This is a genomic window from Pseudomonas sp. FW300-N1A1, assembly GCF_058789115.1.
Genome location: NZ_JBYTBK010000011.1, coordinates 96,202 through 110,854, shown reverse-complemented (window position 1 = coordinate 110,854; position 14,653 = coordinate 96,202). Strand labels below are relative to the sequence as shown.

17 protein-coding genes, 1 tRNA gene and 2 pseudogenes are annotated in these 14,653 nt (G+C 58.1%); 2 read left to right on the top strand and 18 right to left on the bottom strand.

Annotated features, from left to right (window positions below; genetic code table 11):
• Positions 1-190: 190 nt before the first annotated feature.
• The 8 genes and pseudogenes from AC3WQN_RS10760 to AC3WQN_RS10725 form a co-directional block, all read right to left on the bottom strand.
• Positions 191-457 carry an Ada metal-binding domain-containing protein gene (locus tag AC3WQN_RS10760; protein WP_103399272.1) on the bottom strand — a complete coding sequence of 89 codons (267 nt, stop codon included), beginning with the start codon at positions 455-457 and terminating at the stop codon, positions 191-193.
• A complete protein-coding gene (locus AC3WQN_RS10755; protein WP_103399271.1) occupies positions 454-1,065 on the bottom strand; it encodes a DNA-3-methyladenine glycosylase family protein in 612 nt (203 codons plus the stop codon). The genes AC3WQN_RS10760 and AC3WQN_RS10755 overlap by 4 nt, the downstream gene beginning before the upstream one ends.
• 100 nt (positions 1,066-1,165) lie before the next feature.
• A complete protein-coding gene (locus AC3WQN_RS10750; RefSeq protein WP_103399270.1) occupies positions 1,166-1,594 on the bottom strand; it encodes a nuclear transport factor 2 family protein in 429 nt (142 codons plus the stop codon).
• A 2-nt stretch (positions 1,595-1,596) separates the two neighbouring features.
• The gene (locus AC3WQN_RS10745) at positions 1,597-2,322 is read right to left on the bottom strand and encodes an SGNH/GDSL hydrolase family protein (protein ID WP_103399269.1); all 726 of its coding nucleotides are present in this window, start codon (positions 2,320-2,322) and stop codon (positions 1,597-1,599) included.
• A 15-nt stretch (positions 2,323-2,337) separates the two neighbouring features.
• Positions 2,338-2,538 (bottom strand): annotated as a pseudogene (locus tag AC3WQN_RS10740) (LysE family translocator); the annotation flags it as partial.
• A gap of 190 nt (positions 2,539-2,728) precedes the next feature.
• Complete coding sequence (locus AC3WQN_RS10735; protein WP_103399268.1) at positions 2,729-3,532, bottom strand: 2OG-Fe(II) oxygenase; 804 nt, start codon at positions 3,530-3,532, stop codon at positions 2,729-2,731.
• A gap of 83 nt (positions 3,533-3,615) precedes the next feature.
• Entirely contained in the window at positions 3,616-4,425 is an 810-nt protein-coding gene (locus tag AC3WQN_RS10730; RefSeq protein ID WP_103399267.1) for a glycosyltransferase family 2 protein, read from the bottom strand.
• 502 nt (positions 4,426-4,927) lie between these two features.
• A pseudogene (locus tag AC3WQN_RS10725) lies at positions 4,928-5,107 on the bottom strand (LysE family translocator); the annotation flags it as partial.
• Between the two features lie 242 nt (positions 5,108-5,349).
• Between AC3WQN_RS10725 and katG the strand changes: the two are divergent.
• On the top strand, positions 5,350-7,545 hold the full coding sequence (gene katG / locus AC3WQN_RS10720) for a catalase/peroxidase HPI (RefSeq protein ID WP_103399266.1): 2,196 nt from the start codon (positions 5,350-5,352) through the stop codon (positions 7,543-7,545).
• Positions 7,546-7,930: 385 nt separating this feature from the next.
• On the opposite strand, the gene AC3WQN_RS10715 is transcribed toward katG, so the two are convergent.
• From AC3WQN_RS10715 to AC3WQN_RS10705, 3 genes are read right to left on the bottom strand one after another with little or no spacing between them, the layout of a single operon-like run.
• Positions 7,931-8,293, bottom strand: a complete 363-nt coding sequence (locus AC3WQN_RS10715) for a hypothetical protein (RefSeq protein WP_103399265.1) — start codon at positions 8,291-8,293, stop codon at positions 7,931-7,933.
• Positions 8,290-8,652, bottom strand: coding sequence for a P-II family nitrogen regulator (locus tag AC3WQN_RS10710; RefSeq protein ID WP_103399264.1), 363 nt, complete (start codon positions 8,650-8,652; stop codon positions 8,290-8,292). Before AC3WQN_RS10710 ends, AC3WQN_RS10715 begins: the two co-directional genes overlap by 4 nt.
• Complete coding sequence (locus AC3WQN_RS10705) at positions 8,649-10,433, bottom strand: DUF1538 domain-containing protein (RefSeq protein WP_103399263.1); 1,785 nt, start codon at positions 10,431-10,433, stop codon at positions 8,649-8,651. The genes AC3WQN_RS10710 and AC3WQN_RS10705 overlap by 4 nt, the downstream gene beginning before the upstream one ends.
• A 1,050-nt stretch (positions 10,434-11,483) precedes the next feature.
• Here AC3WQN_RS10705 and AC3WQN_RS10700 point away from each other — a divergent pair.
• Positions 11,484-11,570: transfer RNA gene (locus tag AC3WQN_RS10700), tRNA-Leu, on the top strand.
• A gap of 93 nt (positions 11,571-11,663) precedes the next feature.
• Here AC3WQN_RS10700 and AC3WQN_RS10695 read toward each other — a convergent pair.
• The 7 genes from AC3WQN_RS10695 to AC3WQN_RS10665 are packed head-to-tail and all read right to left on the bottom strand — an operon-like array spanning position 11,664 to position 14,649.
• Positions 11,664-12,695 carry a site-specific integrase gene (locus tag AC3WQN_RS10695; RefSeq protein WP_103399262.1) on the bottom strand — a complete coding sequence of 344 codons (1,032 nt, stop codon included), beginning with the start codon at positions 12,693-12,695 and terminating at the stop codon, positions 11,664-11,666.
• Positions 12,696-12,905: a DUF4224 domain-containing protein gene (locus tag AC3WQN_RS10690; RefSeq protein ID WP_103399261.1), complete on the bottom strand. Its 210-nt coding sequence runs from the start codon at positions 12,903-12,905 to the stop codon at positions 12,696-12,698.
• Positions 12,902-13,186: a hypothetical protein gene (locus AC3WQN_RS10685; RefSeq protein WP_103399260.1), complete on the bottom strand. Its 285-nt coding sequence runs from the start codon at positions 13,184-13,186 to the stop codon at positions 12,902-12,904. Before AC3WQN_RS10685 ends, AC3WQN_RS10690 begins: the two co-directional genes overlap by 4 nt.
• On the bottom strand, positions 13,183-13,725 hold the full coding sequence (locus AC3WQN_RS10680) for a phosphohydrolase (protein ID WP_103399259.1): 543 nt from the start codon (positions 13,723-13,725) through the stop codon (positions 13,183-13,185). The genes AC3WQN_RS10685 and AC3WQN_RS10680 overlap by 4 nt, the downstream gene beginning before the upstream one ends.
• The gene (locus tag AC3WQN_RS10675) at positions 13,722-14,138 is read right to left on the bottom strand and encodes a hypothetical protein (protein WP_103399258.1); all 417 of its coding nucleotides are present in this window, start codon (positions 14,136-14,138) and stop codon (positions 13,722-13,724) included. Before AC3WQN_RS10675 ends, AC3WQN_RS10680 begins: the two co-directional genes overlap by 4 nt.
• Positions 14,139-14,189: 51 nt before the next feature.
• Positions 14,190-14,516 carry a pyocin activator PrtN family protein gene (locus tag AC3WQN_RS10670; RefSeq protein ID WP_103399257.1) on the bottom strand — a complete coding sequence of 109 codons (327 nt, stop codon included), beginning with the start codon at positions 14,514-14,516 and terminating at the stop codon, positions 14,190-14,192.
• Positions 14,509-14,649 carry a hypothetical protein gene (locus tag AC3WQN_RS10665; RefSeq protein ID WP_178081884.1) on the bottom strand — a complete coding sequence of 47 codons (141 nt, stop codon included), beginning with the start codon at positions 14,647-14,649 and terminating at the stop codon, positions 14,509-14,511. The genes AC3WQN_RS10670 and AC3WQN_RS10665 overlap by 8 nt, the downstream gene beginning before the upstream one ends.
• Positions 14,650-14,653: the final 4 nt, after the last annotated feature.

Genomic DNA, 14,653 nt, shown 5'->3' with positions numbered 1-14,653 from the left:
TGTGCGCAATGGTACCAAGTGATGCCAAGAATGACCGGGATATTGGCTGTGGGAGCGCCCGGCTGGGCGGGGACGGGCACGGAATACGTCTGGCCTTGGCCGGGAGGGCGCGCTGCAGGTCAACGGCAGAGCCCTTCAGGGTGCAGGGGCGTGCCTGCGGGCGGCCAGGGGATTAAGTGTTTCAGACTGTTTAACCTGAACGCCCAGCCGCTTTTTTCCATTGTGCATACGCCTGGGGCATGCACACCGCGCACGGGCGGTAACCGGCGGCGCGGGCGGTGGCTTCGTCGGCAAAGAACACCCGATGCTTGACGTAGCCGTCCCGTGCGAGGGCGCGCAAGGCGCCGGGGCAGTCCAGGCGGCCATAGATCCTTGAGCGACGATGGCCACCCAGCAGGCCCGGTTCCGTGCTCTGCACGGTCTCGCGGCGGGCGTTCAGCAAGCTGTAGGTTTTCATGCCTTCGGCACTCGCCACAGGTACCACGACGCCACCGTGCGGTAAGGGCGCAAGGGTTGGCCAAGGTCGATCATCTGCTTGCGGCTCGGCGTGGTCGCCAGGCCTTTGAGGCGTCGGTAGCCGTCTCGCACCCCGAAGTCGTCGGCGGGCAGGATGTCCGGGCGTTCGAGGGTGTAGATCAGCAGCATCTCGACGGTCCAGCGACCAATGCCGCGCAGCGGAGTCAGGCGCTCGATCAGGGTTTCGTCGTCCAGGGCCAGTGCGGTCGCGTAGTCGGGCACCACACCGTCCAGGGTCGCTTGGGCGATCCCCTGGATGGTCGCGACCTTGCTGGCCGAAAAGCCGCAACCGCGCAGCAGGGCAACGTCGCTGGCCACCAGTTGTTCGGCACTGGGGAATGACTGACCGGGGAACAAGGCGAGCAACCGGCCGACAATCGCATCGCCGGCGCGCACGTGCAGTTGTTGATAGGCGATGGCCCGCACCAGCGCTTCATACGGATCGCGGGTCGGCTTGGGCTCGTGCAGACAAGGGCCAACGGTGACGACCAGGCGTGCCCAGTCAGCGTCGAGGGCGGCCAGGAACTGGCTGGCGTGGTCATAGGGCATGGCGGATCCGGATAAGCAGTGGGGAACCCTGGACAGATTAGTCCTGTGTCCAGGGTGTCGCACCCGGAGTCTTGCGGTCACATTCGTCGTGGCTGCGCCATCAGGCCTTGCTGGCGGCCAGGTAGGCGCCCAGGCGACGTCCCATCTCTTCGGACAGCGCCTGCAAACCGCTCATGGGACGGACCATCACTTCAAATTCGACGATTTTCCCCTGTTCGTTGAAGCGGATCATGTCGATGCCTTTGAGCGTCTTGTCGCCGACCTTGGCGCTGAATTCGAGGACAACGTTCAACCCGTCGACGGTCGCCAGTTCACGGTAATAGGTAAATTCTTCGAGCACGTCGATGACCGTATTGAGGATCATCGACACCACGGGCGCCCCCGGGTAAGGCGAGTGGGCTATCGGCGAACGGAATACCGCCTGAGGGTCCAGCAAGTCGGGCAGCGCCCGCAAGTCATGGCTGCGGATCATGGCGTGCCACTGTTGCAGGGACGCTGCGGCGTTGGGATGCAGTTTCAGCTCGGACATTGTCAGCTTCCTGTGTTTTTGTTGTGCTGGAAACGTTGCTGGATGGCCCGGGCCGCATGGTCTGCCCAAAGGCTGTAGATCGCCGGGCCCGGATGGAACCCGTCCGCCGCCATCAGGCCGGCGACCGGGGCCAGGCTGATGGCCAGCAATGTGCAGTGGTCCTTGCGCTCGGCCAGGCCGGCCAGCCGGTGGTTGAAACGACTGGCCCGGCTGCCCAGGTACCAGCGTAGCGGTTGCGGCAGCGCCGGGAACAGGTGCATGGGCGGCAGCGGGGACACGACAATCTGCTTCACGGCGTATTTGCCGCTCAACAACTCCATCAAGCGATCCTGTTGAACCAGCCATTGATCCGCGCTGATGCGGCTGGTGACATCGTTCACACCTACGCACAGCAGCACCACATCAAAGGGTTCCGGCGAATTGCGTTCGAGCACGTTCAACAGCGCCCGGGAATCCAGGCCCGATTGCGCCCAGAGTGTCCAGGTAATCCGATAGTCGTTGGCCAGTCGTGCGACCAGTTTCCCGGTGATGGCTTCGTCCTGGGTCGCTGCGCCGACACCGGCGGCCGCGGAATCGCCCAGAATCAACAGGCGCAGCGCCACGCCACGACCGGCCACGCCCTGGCGCTCGCCCTCGGCTTCCGGCAGCTTTGGGGTAACCCAGCGGGTGTAGAGGCCCTGAATCAGCAGCAATGGCCCCAACGCAATCCTTGCAAAGGTTTCAGTCATTTTTTTCGGTTCGCCTCAGGCGCGGCGCGCCATCAACAGTACGGTTGCCGCCGCCGACAACAACCCGGCGCAGCACCGATTGAACATCCGCTTGCCCTGGGGTCGGGCAAACCATCGACACATGTGCAGGCCCATGTAGGCGTACGCTGCGATGGCAATCCACTCCTGAAACTGCGGCAGGAAGGCGGTGAAAGTCAGGATCGCCTTGGGGTTGCCTAGGCTGAACGAGATGTTGCATCGACCGGTTGAATCCACAACCCAAAACCGACCGTCGGTAGTGCCGCGACTCTGAAAAGGGTGAGGAGATCAAAAAACTATTTTATAGCTGCGACCGAGCGTGGGGGGGGCATCCGGATTTGCAAGCTAACGCTTGAAATGCACGCACTCGATCGCCTGGCTATAGGGTTTAGTTTTTCTTCTTGATGAGTTTGCTCATGTAGTACTTGAGGCTTAAACGATCTTTTGGCCTTGGCTTGTAGTGGGTTTTGTTTCGTTGTGCGGGATCGATCGCCATGGTTCCTGCAGTGTAGTAATAAAGCGCTATAGACCTGCGTGTGATGTGCTCTGGAGTCATTAAAGGCTCTGGGTGCCCATGATTGCTGTCTTTGTCTGTGTTGAAAATGACGCATCGATTGTAAATGGGCAGGACTTTTTTAAGGCAGGTCTTCATGTCGACATCCCAAAGTTCCAGGTTGCCGCCGTACTCCTCTTGCCAGTCTGGATTCAGATAAATGATGACATTCAGTCTGCGCTCAACATTAAGCTTTTTGTTGAGCCTGAAGTCCGAGTGCACCCCCAGGAAACCACCGCTTTTCGTTTCATGCAGCCCGCCACCGGTAAAGTAGGGGTCGGGTATCAAACCCTCGATGCCTGTGAGCTTTTCAAGAAACTGCAACATGGGCGCCGAGTTAAAGGCGTTGAAAACAGTCTTCAGATAGGGGGTGCATTCGTTGGGGCTAATTTGACGTTTTCGTTGACCTTTATAGCCGCGCTCGTAGAGCATTTCGTTGTTGGTTGGCTCGACGGGGAAGTGAGAGCAGATACTCGCAATCAGGTCTTCGTCTAAGAAGTTATCGATGACAATGTGCGGAAATGGCGTAGCCTGAATATAGTGACTGGCCAATGAACAACCAAAAGCGCTGGCGGCGTTCTGGTCGAAATCAAGCTCCGGGGACAGAGTGATAGGTAGTACTTGAGTGATGGGTGCCATTGCCGCTCCAATAACTTAATATAAAGACCTGTGGGTGACTTCAAATACAGTCGAACGCACTGCTCGCTGTGTATCTTTGGCGCTTAATTTTTGCTGTCGACCTTGTTCAGACGCTTAAGGATGTCGTTGTACATTTTGGTTCGTCTATGAGTCTTTTCATAGCCGCCAGCCGCTGCGACAGTGCCGGACTGGATATGATCCAGATAGCTGAAAATTTTACGCGGTGATAACATTTCAATGACATAGCCAAACTCGGTCATGCGGTCTTGGAGGGTATAGCCAGGAACACGATCATCCATTGAAAAATGCATGCCGTGCTGTTTGATAAGTTTGCAGTTCCATAATGTACAGAAACTCTTCAAGTAGATTTCTTTGTACGGTTTTGGTTCTCTGGAGCGTAATCCTGCGGAGATTTTCAGGCGTCTGAAATGATGTTTGAATAGTCGTGAGCTAAAGCGCCAAAGCGTTCTAACGGTGCCGCGATTTATTTGCTCTACACAACCGACGGCTACGACGTTTTGGTTATTGATGCATTTATTCAGCATCATCGGGAAAACATTCTTATCGAAAATAAATGTGTCCGTGTGCATCAGGAATAAATAATCAGTTTCAATTCGCTCTAAAACCAGGTCAAGTGCTTTGCCATGCGCGATGTGCCCCGGCTCTGGTTCAGAAACAGAACGCTCGATTAAATTGATCCAGTCAAGCGTTCGCAAATATTCAGTGCTTTCATCGGCGGAATAGTTGTCAACTACCCATATTGGGACGTTGTTGCTGTCCACGTGCTGGTGCAATAAATCTAAACATATCTTGGTGATTTCTGGTGTCTTGTAATTTACTATAGCTATGCTGAAGGTTTTAGGGTTTTCAGTCGGAACGCTAGTGTTGTTCATCGTTCAGGCACTCAATATTATTGTATGTAGATGTAGAGATAATTTAATCTGTGTCTGGTTTTGCTTATTTGTCAGCTCGAAGTTTTTAGTGATTATAAAGCGTAATTTCTCAAGTCGTTTTGTCATACACTGAATAACCATGCTTTACTCAGGCCTGATTGAGAGCAGTCGATGCGGCTTCATCGTATAAGGATCTGCTCTATAGGTAAATATCCGTGAATTAATTCGTTACATCGGCAGGCTGGTTAGGCGAGCTTCTCGGGAAGGTGTGAACTGAGCTGCGTACGGCATTCTGGTACTTTGTTACGTCAGAACCGTCCCAAACAGGGGCGTCACGCGCCGCGTACATAGGCCGGTTGAGCGGGTGTGGGTGCACGCGATTCATTTTTTGGGTACGACCACATTGGTGAATGGAACCTCGGTTATAGACACTAGTAAGGGCTGCTGTTGGCCGATAGATAGTTGCCTGTCACCTAAATGTATATTGGGCATCGTTAGGGTTGCCCGCTGCCACCAGTAACTTTTGCCGGGCCAACGCCAGCAAACGCCCGACCCCGGCCAGGCAGGAGGTGCGATAGCCGTAGCGGGTTGCATTGCTGACCGACAGCGGGTTGTTGGGCCCAGGCGTCATGTTCAGGGCGAAGCAGGCGGGGAGAAACCGGGTGAGGGTGGCGAGATCCATGGACGGGTCCACACTTGTGGTTCTGTAAACGCCTGATTGTGGACCATGGGCGAAAGGTTTGTGAATGCCTTGAGCCGAGCCCGGTGGTCTGCGCAGGTCCTTCATGGGCGATGACCCACCGGCGACAAGGGGGCACATCCATAGAGGCTATCAATACCATTCCCAAAACCTATTGGATGGGGTGGGAACCGCGTTCCACACTGCACAGTGGATTAGTCTGAAAACAACAGTTGGAGTTAGCCATGTCAACCGAATCGAAGTGCCCGTTCGCGGGTGACGCTCGTAAACATGTGGTAGCACAAGCCCCGTCGAATGCCGACTGGTGGCCAGATCAACTGAAACTGAGCATCCTGCACCAGCACTCTTCCAAGTCCGACCCCATGGGGGAGGGATTCAATTACGCCGAGGCCTTCAAGCAGCTGGATCTGGATGCCGTGATCAAGGACCTGCATGCCTTGATGACCGATTCGCAGGACTGGTGGCCAGCGGACTTCGGGCACTACGGCCCCTTGTTCATCCGCATGGCCTGGCACAGCGCCGGCACGTACCGCATCGCGGATGGTCGCGGCGGCGGTGGGACCGGCAATCAACGGTTCGCCCCGCTCAACAGTTGGCCGGACAACGCCAACCTCGACAAGGCGCGCAGGCTGCTGTGGCCGATCAAGCAAAAATACGGCCGCAACATTTCCTGGGCCGACCTGATAATCCTGAGCGGTAACGTTGCACTGGAGTCGATGGGCTTCAAGACCTTCGGCTTCGCCGGCGGGCGTGCGGACATCTGGGAGCCGGAAGAAGACATCTATTGGGGTTCCGAGACCACCTGGCTGGGTGACAACCGTTACACCGGCGACCGGGACCTGGAAAACCCCCTGGGCGCCGTGCAGATGGGGCTGATCTACGTCAACCCGCAAGGCCCGAACGCTAACCCGGACCCGATTGCGGCAGCGCGGGATATCCGCGAAACCTTCGCCCGCATGGCCATGAACGACGAGGAAACGGTCGCGCTGATCGCGGGTGGCCACAGCTTTGGTAAAACCCACGGTGCCGGCGATGCACAGCTAGTAGGGCCCGACCCTGAGGCGGCCGACATCGCGCAGCAAGGCCTGGGCTGGAAGAGCGCCTTTGGTACCGGGATCGCGGGAGATGCGATCACCAGCGGTCTGGAAGTCACCTGGACCAGCACCCCAACGTCGTGGAGCAACAACTTCCTGTCCAACCTGTTCGGCTACGAATGGGAACTGACCCAGAGCCCGGCCGGTGCGCACCAGTGGAAACCCAAGAATGGCGCGGGTGACGGTACCGTGCCGGATGCCCACGACCCTTCGAAACGCCACGCACCGTCGATGCTGACCACCGACCTGTCGTTGCGGTTCGACCCGATCTACGAAAAGATTGCCCGGCGTTTCCACGATCACCCGGATCAACTGGCGGACGCCTTCGCGCGGGCTTGGTACAAATTGATCCACCGCGACATGGGGCCGATTGCCCGCTACCTTGGCCCGCTGGTACCGGCCGAGCAACTGCTGTGGCAAGACCCGATTCCCGCCGTGGATCATCCCTTGATCGACGAGCAGGACATCGCCGCCCTCAAGGCCAGGCTCCTCTCTTGCGGCTTGTCCGCACCCCAGTTGGTCACCACGGCTTGGGCGTCCGCGGTCACGTTCCGCGGCAGCGATAAGCGCGGTGGTGCCAATGGTGCACGTATTCGCCTGGCGCCGCAGAAGGACTGGGCGGTCAACGAACCGGCTGAACTGGCCAAAGTCCTGACGCAACTGGAGGCGATCCAGAACGACTTCAACAACGCGCAGTCCGGCGGCAAGAAGGTGTCGCTCGCCGACCTGATCGTGCTGGGCGGTTGCGCCGCCATTGAGGCCGCCGCGAAAAAAGCCGGTCACGACGTGAAGGTACCGTTCTCGCCAGGGCGCATGGACGCCGTGCAGGACCAGACCGACGTGGACTCGTTCGCCGTACTGGAGCCGATTGCAGATGGTTTCCGCAACTATGCCAGCAAGGGACTGGAGGACTGTGCCGCCGAGGTGCTGGTGGACAAGGCACAGTTGCTGACGCTTACCGCGCCCGAGATGACGGTGCTCATTGGCGGCCTGCGTGCGCTCAACGCCAACTTTGGGCAGTCCCACCACGGTGTGTTCACCCAACAGCCGGGAACACTGAGCAATGATTTCTTTGTGAACCTGCTCGACATGAACACCCAGTGGGCGAAATCCGCCACCGCTGAAGGCGTGCTGGAGGGGCGCGACCGGGCCACGGGCACGCTCAAGTGGACGGGCACTGTGGTTGACCTGGTCTTCGGCTCCAACTCCCAGCTCCGGGCACTCGCCGAGGTCTATGCCAGCAGCGACGCACAGCCGATGTTTGTGCGTGACTTTGTCGCGGCCTGGAACAAAGTGATGAACCTTGATCGATTCGACTTAACTTAAATAGCGGGGTATAGCGCAGAGGTTGTCATGATGTTGGCGTTTGCGGCAAAAAAGCGTCTCGGCGCGGCTGCCGGCTCCAACATCTGCAGAAGGCATACAGCGGCCATGAACTCTGGCAATCATTGTCCAGTCTTCATGGCCCAACTGCTTGGCTACCCACATTGGATGCTCTCCCGCCGAGAGCATCATCGATGCGTATGTGCGGCGGCTTTGGTATGGCCTGCGGTATCGGACCCCTGACTTCTTCATGGCCGGTACCCAGGCAATTTTATAAATTTGTCCTGCGTGCTCCCGTGACTTCCCGATGACTGGATTCATGAAGATCCTGTCACCCGCCAGCCAAGTCGAAGCTTTTTGTTGAATAAGCGCCTCGCGCGCCGGGCTCTTACGTTACGCCCGCAGGTATCGCCAGTGGCGTCGCGAAATTCAACGCAACCATGTACACCAAACCTCTGCCCGGCCCGGTCAGCCCGGCGTGTGCACAGATAAAGTCGAACACCGCTTCGGCCTGGGCTTCATCCACCACCACGTTGACCACCCGGGAGAGAACCGCTTCGGGCACTTCGTTGCGGGGAGCCTTGGCGGCCTGCAGTACGGCTACACCGCGGCAACTGACGCTGTCCGCGCGCGTAATGCCATGCGCCTCTCGCAACAGCAGCAACAACCTGCGCTCCGTGCCATCGTCGGGCAACACGCAGGTAATGAGTTTTGCAGCCCCGCCCGGTATACACGCAATCGCCACGCTCACGAGGCATTCCCTTGTTCCAGCATTTCGCGGGGGATGTAGGTGGCCACTTTTTCCACCGGTGTCGTATAGATCATGCCAGCGCCGGGAACATCCAGGTTGGCCGCGTGATAGATGGCCTCGAGTACCGCGTCCTGATAGTCGGCAGCGACCAGCAGGCTGACCACTTCTTTCTCCGCATCGATGGCGATGCTGAGCAGGCCGTGCCGCTCACGGGGGCCAAGCCCGTTGGCGTGGTAGACAATGGCGCCTGGCGCGCCCATGCCCTGGGCCGCACGGATCACCAGGTCTGCGCGCCCGACGGGGACAATGCAGGTGATCAGTGCAACGTCAGTAAGGTAGGTAATCCCTTCAGCTTTCATCCCGCTTCTCCCGTGCCCAATAATTGATTCGCAGGCTGTTTCGTGACGGCCTTTGCCTGTCTCCACAACTGGAAACGTGCCCACTGTCCGAGGAGCATGACGGTGATGACGGGTCCGACGGATGCCATACACAGAATTCCGAAGCCCTCGACTGCGTTGGTGGCATTGCCCAGTCCCAGCCCCATGGCCAGAACGAGCGGCACAGTGATTGGCCCCGTGGTGACACCCGCACTGTCCCAAGCCACATTGACAAACTCTTCGGTCGAAAAAACCGTCAGTACCACAGCGAATAGATAGGACGGCACCACCAGCCAGACCAGTGGCAGGCCGAACACCAGCTTGGCCACACCCACGGCAATACCGCAGGCGACGCCTATCGATACCGCACGTATCAGGCTGCGCTTGCGGATAAAGCCGTTGGTCAGGGTCTCTGCGGTGACTCCGAGCGCATTCAGCGCGGGTTCGGCGACGGTCGCGCCGTACCCGAGCACCCAGGCGAAGGCCAGGGCCAGCACCAGCCCCACCTGATACCTATAGAGCGGGGAGTCGTCCGAACCAGGAGTCTGCATGAAGGCCGTCGGAATCAGCGAACCGGCACTCCCTCCCAACTTCGACAGACCGTAGGTCAGCCCGAGATTGAACACGCACATGCCCACCACGGTCAGGGCGATACCGAGGAAGAACTCACCGCGCCGCGGCAGGCTCTGGCGCAGCAGCAGTTTCAGCACGATCAGTAGGAATACCACCAAAGGCACGATGGCCCGTAGCCCCGAAACAATCTCCAGTCCGGGGCTGACCTTGTGCCAGTGTGCAACCTGTTGTCCGGCGTCGGTAGCGGCCTGCGCCGCGGCGATGATTTCCGCCGGCGAGGAGATAGCCGCCACGTACAGGCCCAGCGCCATAACCCCGATGACGGGAAACAGCGAGGCCAGGGTGACAATACCGAACCCGGACAGCCCGGAACCGCCCTTGCCTGCGGCAGCCGCGATGCCGATGCCCAACGCCAGGACCAGCGGTACAGTGACTGGCCCGGTGGTGACCGCGCCAGCATCCCAGGCCAGGCCAATAACCTTTGCAAGTTCAGGGTCACTGCTCATATACACCGTCAGCAGCAGAACGGGCGCCAGCGATAAATAGATCAACGGCTTCAGGCTCCAGCCGTAGAGGAAGCGGAGCGTGCCGGTTACAGCGGCCAGACCGACGCTGGCCCCCACAACCAGGACCAGTTCGCTGGTCCACTGATTGAGTATCGCCCAGAGGTAGGGCGCGTGCTGCGCAGAAACGTTCTGCCCAGCGGCGCGCAGCGCGCCGATAGCGGGTTCAGCGAACGTCACCCCGATGCCCAGCAGCAGGGTAACCAGCAACACCACAGGCAGGGATAACTTGCGCGGAAGGTTGCTGCCGATGATTTCGCCGAATGGCATCAGGCCGAGTTTCAGTCCTTCCATGAACAGCATCAGGCCGACGATCACGGCGAACAGGCCGCCCGTGACAAGCAGCGAGTCCTCCACCAACTGGCGCAGGATGATGATCTGAAACAACACCAGGTACAGGGCCAGCGGCACCACGGCGCGAAGCTGCGCCATCAGCCGGACATTGATATAGGGCTTGATGATGGCGGCGATCTCGCCTCCGCGCAATTTCGCAGCTTTGTGGGGCGCGGCCTGCCAGCGGCCATCGGCATCGCGAACCGGTGCGGATACCAGTTCACGCATGGGTATTTCGCGGCGACCGGCGCCGATCATATGCATGTAGTCGGCGTAGCGAATGGGGTCTTTCATAGGGTCATCTGTTGAGGTTGATCTACCGGTGTACGATCAGCAGGCGGTCTCGCATTGTCGCGATTCTGGCTAAAAGCCTATTTTCTTTTCCTGTCGCATAGGATTTTGCCTGCCCTCGGCAAGCAACGTGATGACTTTAGTCATGATGTTGATTGATCTATCCCCCCTGCTTTCGCAGGCGTCCGAGGGGGACTTTTGTCTTTTTCGCCGTGGTGTTTTCAGCGTAGCCGCGTGGGACAGAGCAGATGGAGGGGTACGCTCGGAAGGACGTCTGTGATGGCTGGCTTGGCATTGCACAGCCCATTGGAGCCATTCAGGCCCCAATGGGTTCGAGCAATACCGCTACAGGCCGCGTGGAATAGGGCCCGAAAACCCACGGGATGAGGATCGAGCCTCGATCGCTTCGACCTCACGTAATCCCGGGACCTGGAGGCTTCTGTACCCACTGATCCCCGATCTGGCGCCGGATGCCCCGCGCCAGGTTGGGGCAGGAGGGCGCCTGCCAGGCTCGCTCCAGGGGTGATTCTGATCCGTATTTTTCGTTGCTGTCTGCTGCTGTAACGAACACCGTCCGCGCCGCACAATAACGCCACGACCGCAGACTGAAGAGGGTGGAGACCACATGTTGAAGATGGCCGTGTTTCTGGGTGGATTTCTGGCGTTAACCATCCTGATTGGTGTACTCGCCACCATTTCTCCGGTTTGACCGGAAGAGGGCAAGAGCCACGTTCGGCAACCCTGTCCCTTGCACGCCAAGGGGGAAGGCCTTTAAAAATCAGTGGCTTGCATAACAGCGCGCGTGCTAACCTACTGATTCTCAGGGTGTTATGGCTGGACCGTTCGCGACCTCGGCCGACCCTGTAGAAAGCTCTGTAGATCCATGATCTACAGAGCTTTTTTGTTTCGATTGCGTTGCAAGGTTTTGTCTTGAAATTAACCTCGACGAACTTGCTTAGCAGGGGATGGCTGTATATATTTCTCCCCCTGCCGCGAGAGTGGCAAAAACGACGGGTTTGCATCAGATCCTCGTGAACGCTTCACCGCGCTACCGCCCGAATGGCGAAACTGGTAGACGCATGGGACTTAAAATCCCCCGCTCGTAAGGGCGTGCCGGTTCGATTCCGGCTTCGGGCACCATATATATCAAGGGCTTGCGTGAGATACCTCGCGCAAGCCCTTATCTTTTTTTTCCGCAATAAAAAAATCTTTTCCGCAATTCGCTGCCGCCGGTCACTTTGTCGGGGTTACCTTCATGCCTTTGCGCATTCGAATGTACTGCTCAGTCATGCCTACGGTTGTGTGTCCCAACTGATCGCGGGCCTCACGTATGTTGCCTGTCGACTCTTCTTTGTCTGTTGCCGCTTTCGCTCGCAAGTCACGCATCTGAAAGTCGTTTTTTGGAATGCCAGCAGCTTCCCGTGCATCATCAAACCTCTTTCGCAGCATGCTCTTCGTCATCGCCTGGCCGGTGTCCATCACCACCAGTCGCGTTGATCGGATTCGGTGGCCAGTTTTGCGTGCCAGGATTCGATCAATGACCACTTTCAGTTCACCGATAATCTCGATACGCCGCTTTGCCCCGGTCTTGCCTTGTTGGACGTACAGCTTGTCGTCACGGATGTCGCGTTCGTCCATTTTCAGAGTGTCGGCGATACGTTGTCCGGTCAGATAGAACAGGTCGAGCGCGTCCCTGAGTGGCTGGTCGGCGTGTTCGTAGGCTTGTGCCAGCAGTTCATCTTCCACGTACACATCGCGCCCTGTTTCCTTGTTGCCCTTTATCCCTGCGCAGGGGTTGGCCAGCGAGGTATAACCGCTTTCACGGGCATAGTTCCAGATGGCACTGAGTAATGCCTTTTCCCTGTTTGCACGAACAGGTGCAGTCTTCCCACGGTGCCGCAAATACTGACTGACATGCTGGGGTTCAATAGCTTCGAGTGGTGCCGGTGGGTCGTTGAAGAACAGCAGCAGGTTCTTCAGTTCGCGTGCGTTGTCCTTCTGGGTGGCATGAGCTTTGGTGGGTACCACTTCATTCATGTAGCGCTCGGCCACATAGTTGAACGTCAGTACCGTTTGCGTGAGGGTCTGAGATACACGGCTTTTTTCGAGCTTTGCGTACTCCAAAATTGCTAGGCCGTAGTCTGTGCCTAAGGGGATTTCCTTGCGTGGTTTGCCGCCGGTGTCGTACAGGTAGTAAATGGTGTTGCCGCGTTTTCTCTCCCGCAACCGGGGAATGCTCCCCGGCTTTGTTGGTCTTCTACCCATTTATCCCACCAGGCGTGGTTGCCACTTCGGTTTGTCCGACGTGGTAACAGTTTCACCTGTCAGCGCGGAAGCGATGACGCACGGCCATCCATTGCGCTTGATGGTGTGGCGGATGCCATTGCGCTTGAGCACGGTGATCTGGCCGGCCTTGTTTTTGGCGCCAGTCAGTTCGCACACCTGTTCGTGGCTTAAGAACTGGATACTATTCACGGCTTGCTCCCTCGGTATGCCTGTATTCCCGGCACGATCATCACATGCTTGTACCCCACGGCAGGCTGCGCGGACCGGCTATTCCGAGCGATTAGCGTTGCATCAGGGTTGGCTGCCTCGCGCAGCTTTTCGTGGGGTACAAGTGCCTCGGTGGTGGCGCTGAAAGAAGCAGTAATGCCTACTGCTGCGCAGCAGAGACTCTTTGTTTCTGGCGCGTCGACGCTATCGATGGCGCGGAGCAAAGCGGACAGAGCTCCGGTGTTGTTCAGGTCTGTCTTCATGCCGCTTTCCTCCGGTGTTCGATTGCGAGCTGGTCCATTAGCCGCTGGTGGTATGTGAGTCTGGCTTCAGCAGCGGGCCATGGACGGATGGTTTCGGCCATGGGCTCAATGCCGACCAGGCAATCCCAGATGGCCGGATCGGTTGGCATGAGGTCGCGTCGTTCAGTGGCGAGCGCGATCAGGTCCGCCTGGCGAACGCAGGCGGGTAGTTCCGAGGCGATATCGAAGCGAACGCAGATGCGCTGCCAGATCCAGTCTTCAAAGTCCTGATAGGCGTGTATCCACTGTTTGAGCGGACGAGTCATGTCGCCCAGGTAGGCCTCCGTGGCGTTGTGGAGCAGAGCTGCAAGTTTGTGTTCTTCAGGTACCAGTTCGGCGACGATGCAGCTGTGTTGCGCCACGCTGTAAAACTCGCGGGTGTGGCTGTTGAAGCGGCACAGGTGCGCAAGCGAATGGGCGATGTCCCTTGGATCGATCATGTCAGCGTCGGGCTCGAACAGGTCGAAGCGCTTGCCGGTGCGGGTGAGGATGCAGTTCATGCGGCATCCTCCAGTGCTTCAGGCGCCAGAAGGGCAGCCATGGCCAGGGCCTGCTCGCGTAGTGCAAGTGAGTCGCGCTCAAGTTTTTTGCCGGTGCGGAATGCGCTGAATGTCTCGGCTGCGATCCTCAGTTTTTCGGCGATATCCAGCAGTGACTGACGCTCTTTCGCGCCGAATGCCTGACTGCTCTTGAGTGGTTTACAGAGCGGCGCCAGGTGTTTGTGATCGGCGCGAATGAACCGCAGTGAAGCGTCCAGCTCGTTGATGGTCTTGGTTTTGTTGGTGCGCTCGAAGTTTTTGCCTTCTTCTCCATCGACTCGGCCGTCGATCAAGCCACCTCGGTAGCCGGCCCAGTAGAGAAGAGCGGCGCCGATGCTGATGGTGATCAGTGCGCAGATTTGAATTGCAGTCATGTGGTGTGCTCCTGGTGGTTTGTTTGGCTGGTGGTGGCAGCCGTTTCTCGGTTAGTCGTCTTGCTCGGTTGCGGCGGTTTGCTTCCTGGCCAGTTCCTCGTCAGCCAAATAGGCCCTGGTATCGATCCATGCAGCCAAGTGACGGATGTGGATGTACTTCGGGGACTTTCGGCTGTCTTTCAGCGTGACTGGCGACAACGGGATTCGGCCGTTTTCTAGATCGGACGCAAACGTCTGTTCATTCAGATTGCGAAAGTACTGCACGCGTAGCTTTTCCAGGGGGATCAGAACGTCGCCAAAGGTGCGATAGAGCAGCTCAACGGTGGCCGATTCAGGTGCAGGCATTAGGCGCAGCGGGTTCTGGTTTGCGTTACTCATGGGCTTGGTCTGCCTCCTTGCGTTTAAAGCGTGATGGGTGATTCCAGGCATTCAGGCAATGGTGCTTGGTCAGCTCCCGCAGATGCTCGGGCACTTCGAGAAGCGCGGCGTTGCGCTCCTCGCGTGTACGCATGGCG

Excerpts from the sequence above, each read along its gene's own strand:
- AC3WQN_RS10680 (WP_103399259.1), bottom strand. The coding sequence starts at position 13,725 with ATGAACTGCATCCTCACCCGCACCGGCAAGCGCTTCGACCTGTTCGAG.
- katG (WP_103399266.1), top strand. The coding sequence starts at position 5,350 with ATGTCAACCGAATCGAAGTGCCCGTTCGCGGGTGACGCTCGTAAACAT.
- AC3WQN_RS10760 (WP_103399272.1), bottom strand. The coding sequence starts at position 457 with ATGAAAACCTACAGCTTGCTGAACGCCCGCCGCGAGACCGTGCAGAGC.
- AC3WQN_RS10710 (WP_103399264.1), bottom strand. The coding sequence starts at position 8,652 with ATGAAAGCTGAAGGGATTACCTACCTTACTGACGTTGCACTGATCACC.
- AC3WQN_RS10685 (WP_103399260.1), bottom strand. The coding sequence starts at position 13,186 with ATGAAGACAGACCTGAACAACACCGGAGCTCTGTCCGCTTTGCTCCGC.
- AC3WQN_RS10745 (WP_103399269.1), bottom strand. The coding sequence starts at position 2,322 with ATGACTGAAACCTTTGCAAGGATTGCGTTGGGGCCATTGCTGCTGATT.
- AC3WQN_RS10730 (WP_103399267.1), bottom strand. The coding sequence starts at position 4,425 with ATGAACAACACTAGCGTTCCGACTGAAAACCCTAAAACCTTCAGCATA.
- AC3WQN_RS10675 (WP_103399258.1), bottom strand. The coding sequence starts at position 14,138 with ATGACTGCAATTCAAATCTGCGCACTGATCACCATCAGCATCGGCGCC.
- AC3WQN_RS10755 (WP_103399271.1), bottom strand. The coding sequence starts at position 1,065 with ATGCCCTATGACCACGCCAGCCAGTTCCTGGCCGCCCTCGACGCTGAC.
- AC3WQN_RS10735 (WP_103399268.1), bottom strand. The coding sequence starts at position 3,532 with ATGGCACCCATCACTCAAGTACTACCTATCACTCTGTCCCCGGAGCTT.
- AC3WQN_RS10750 (WP_103399270.1), bottom strand. The coding sequence starts at position 1,594 with ATGTCCGAGCTGAAACTGCATCCCAACGCCGCAGCGTCCCTGCAACAG.
- AC3WQN_RS10665 (WP_178081884.1), bottom strand. The coding sequence starts at position 14,649 with ATGCGTACACGCGAGGAGCGCAACGCCGCGCTTCTCGAAGTGCCCGAG.
- AC3WQN_RS10695 (WP_103399262.1), bottom strand. The coding sequence starts at position 12,695 with ATGGGTAGAAGACCAACAAAGCCGGGGAGCATTCCCCGGTTGCGGGAG.
- AC3WQN_RS10670 (WP_103399257.1), bottom strand. The coding sequence starts at position 14,516 with ATGAGTAACGCAAACCAGAACCCGCTGCGCCTAATGCCTGCACCTGAA.
- AC3WQN_RS10705 (WP_103399263.1), bottom strand. The coding sequence starts at position 10,433 with ATGAAAGACCCCATTCGCTACGCCGACTACATGCATATGATCGGCGCC.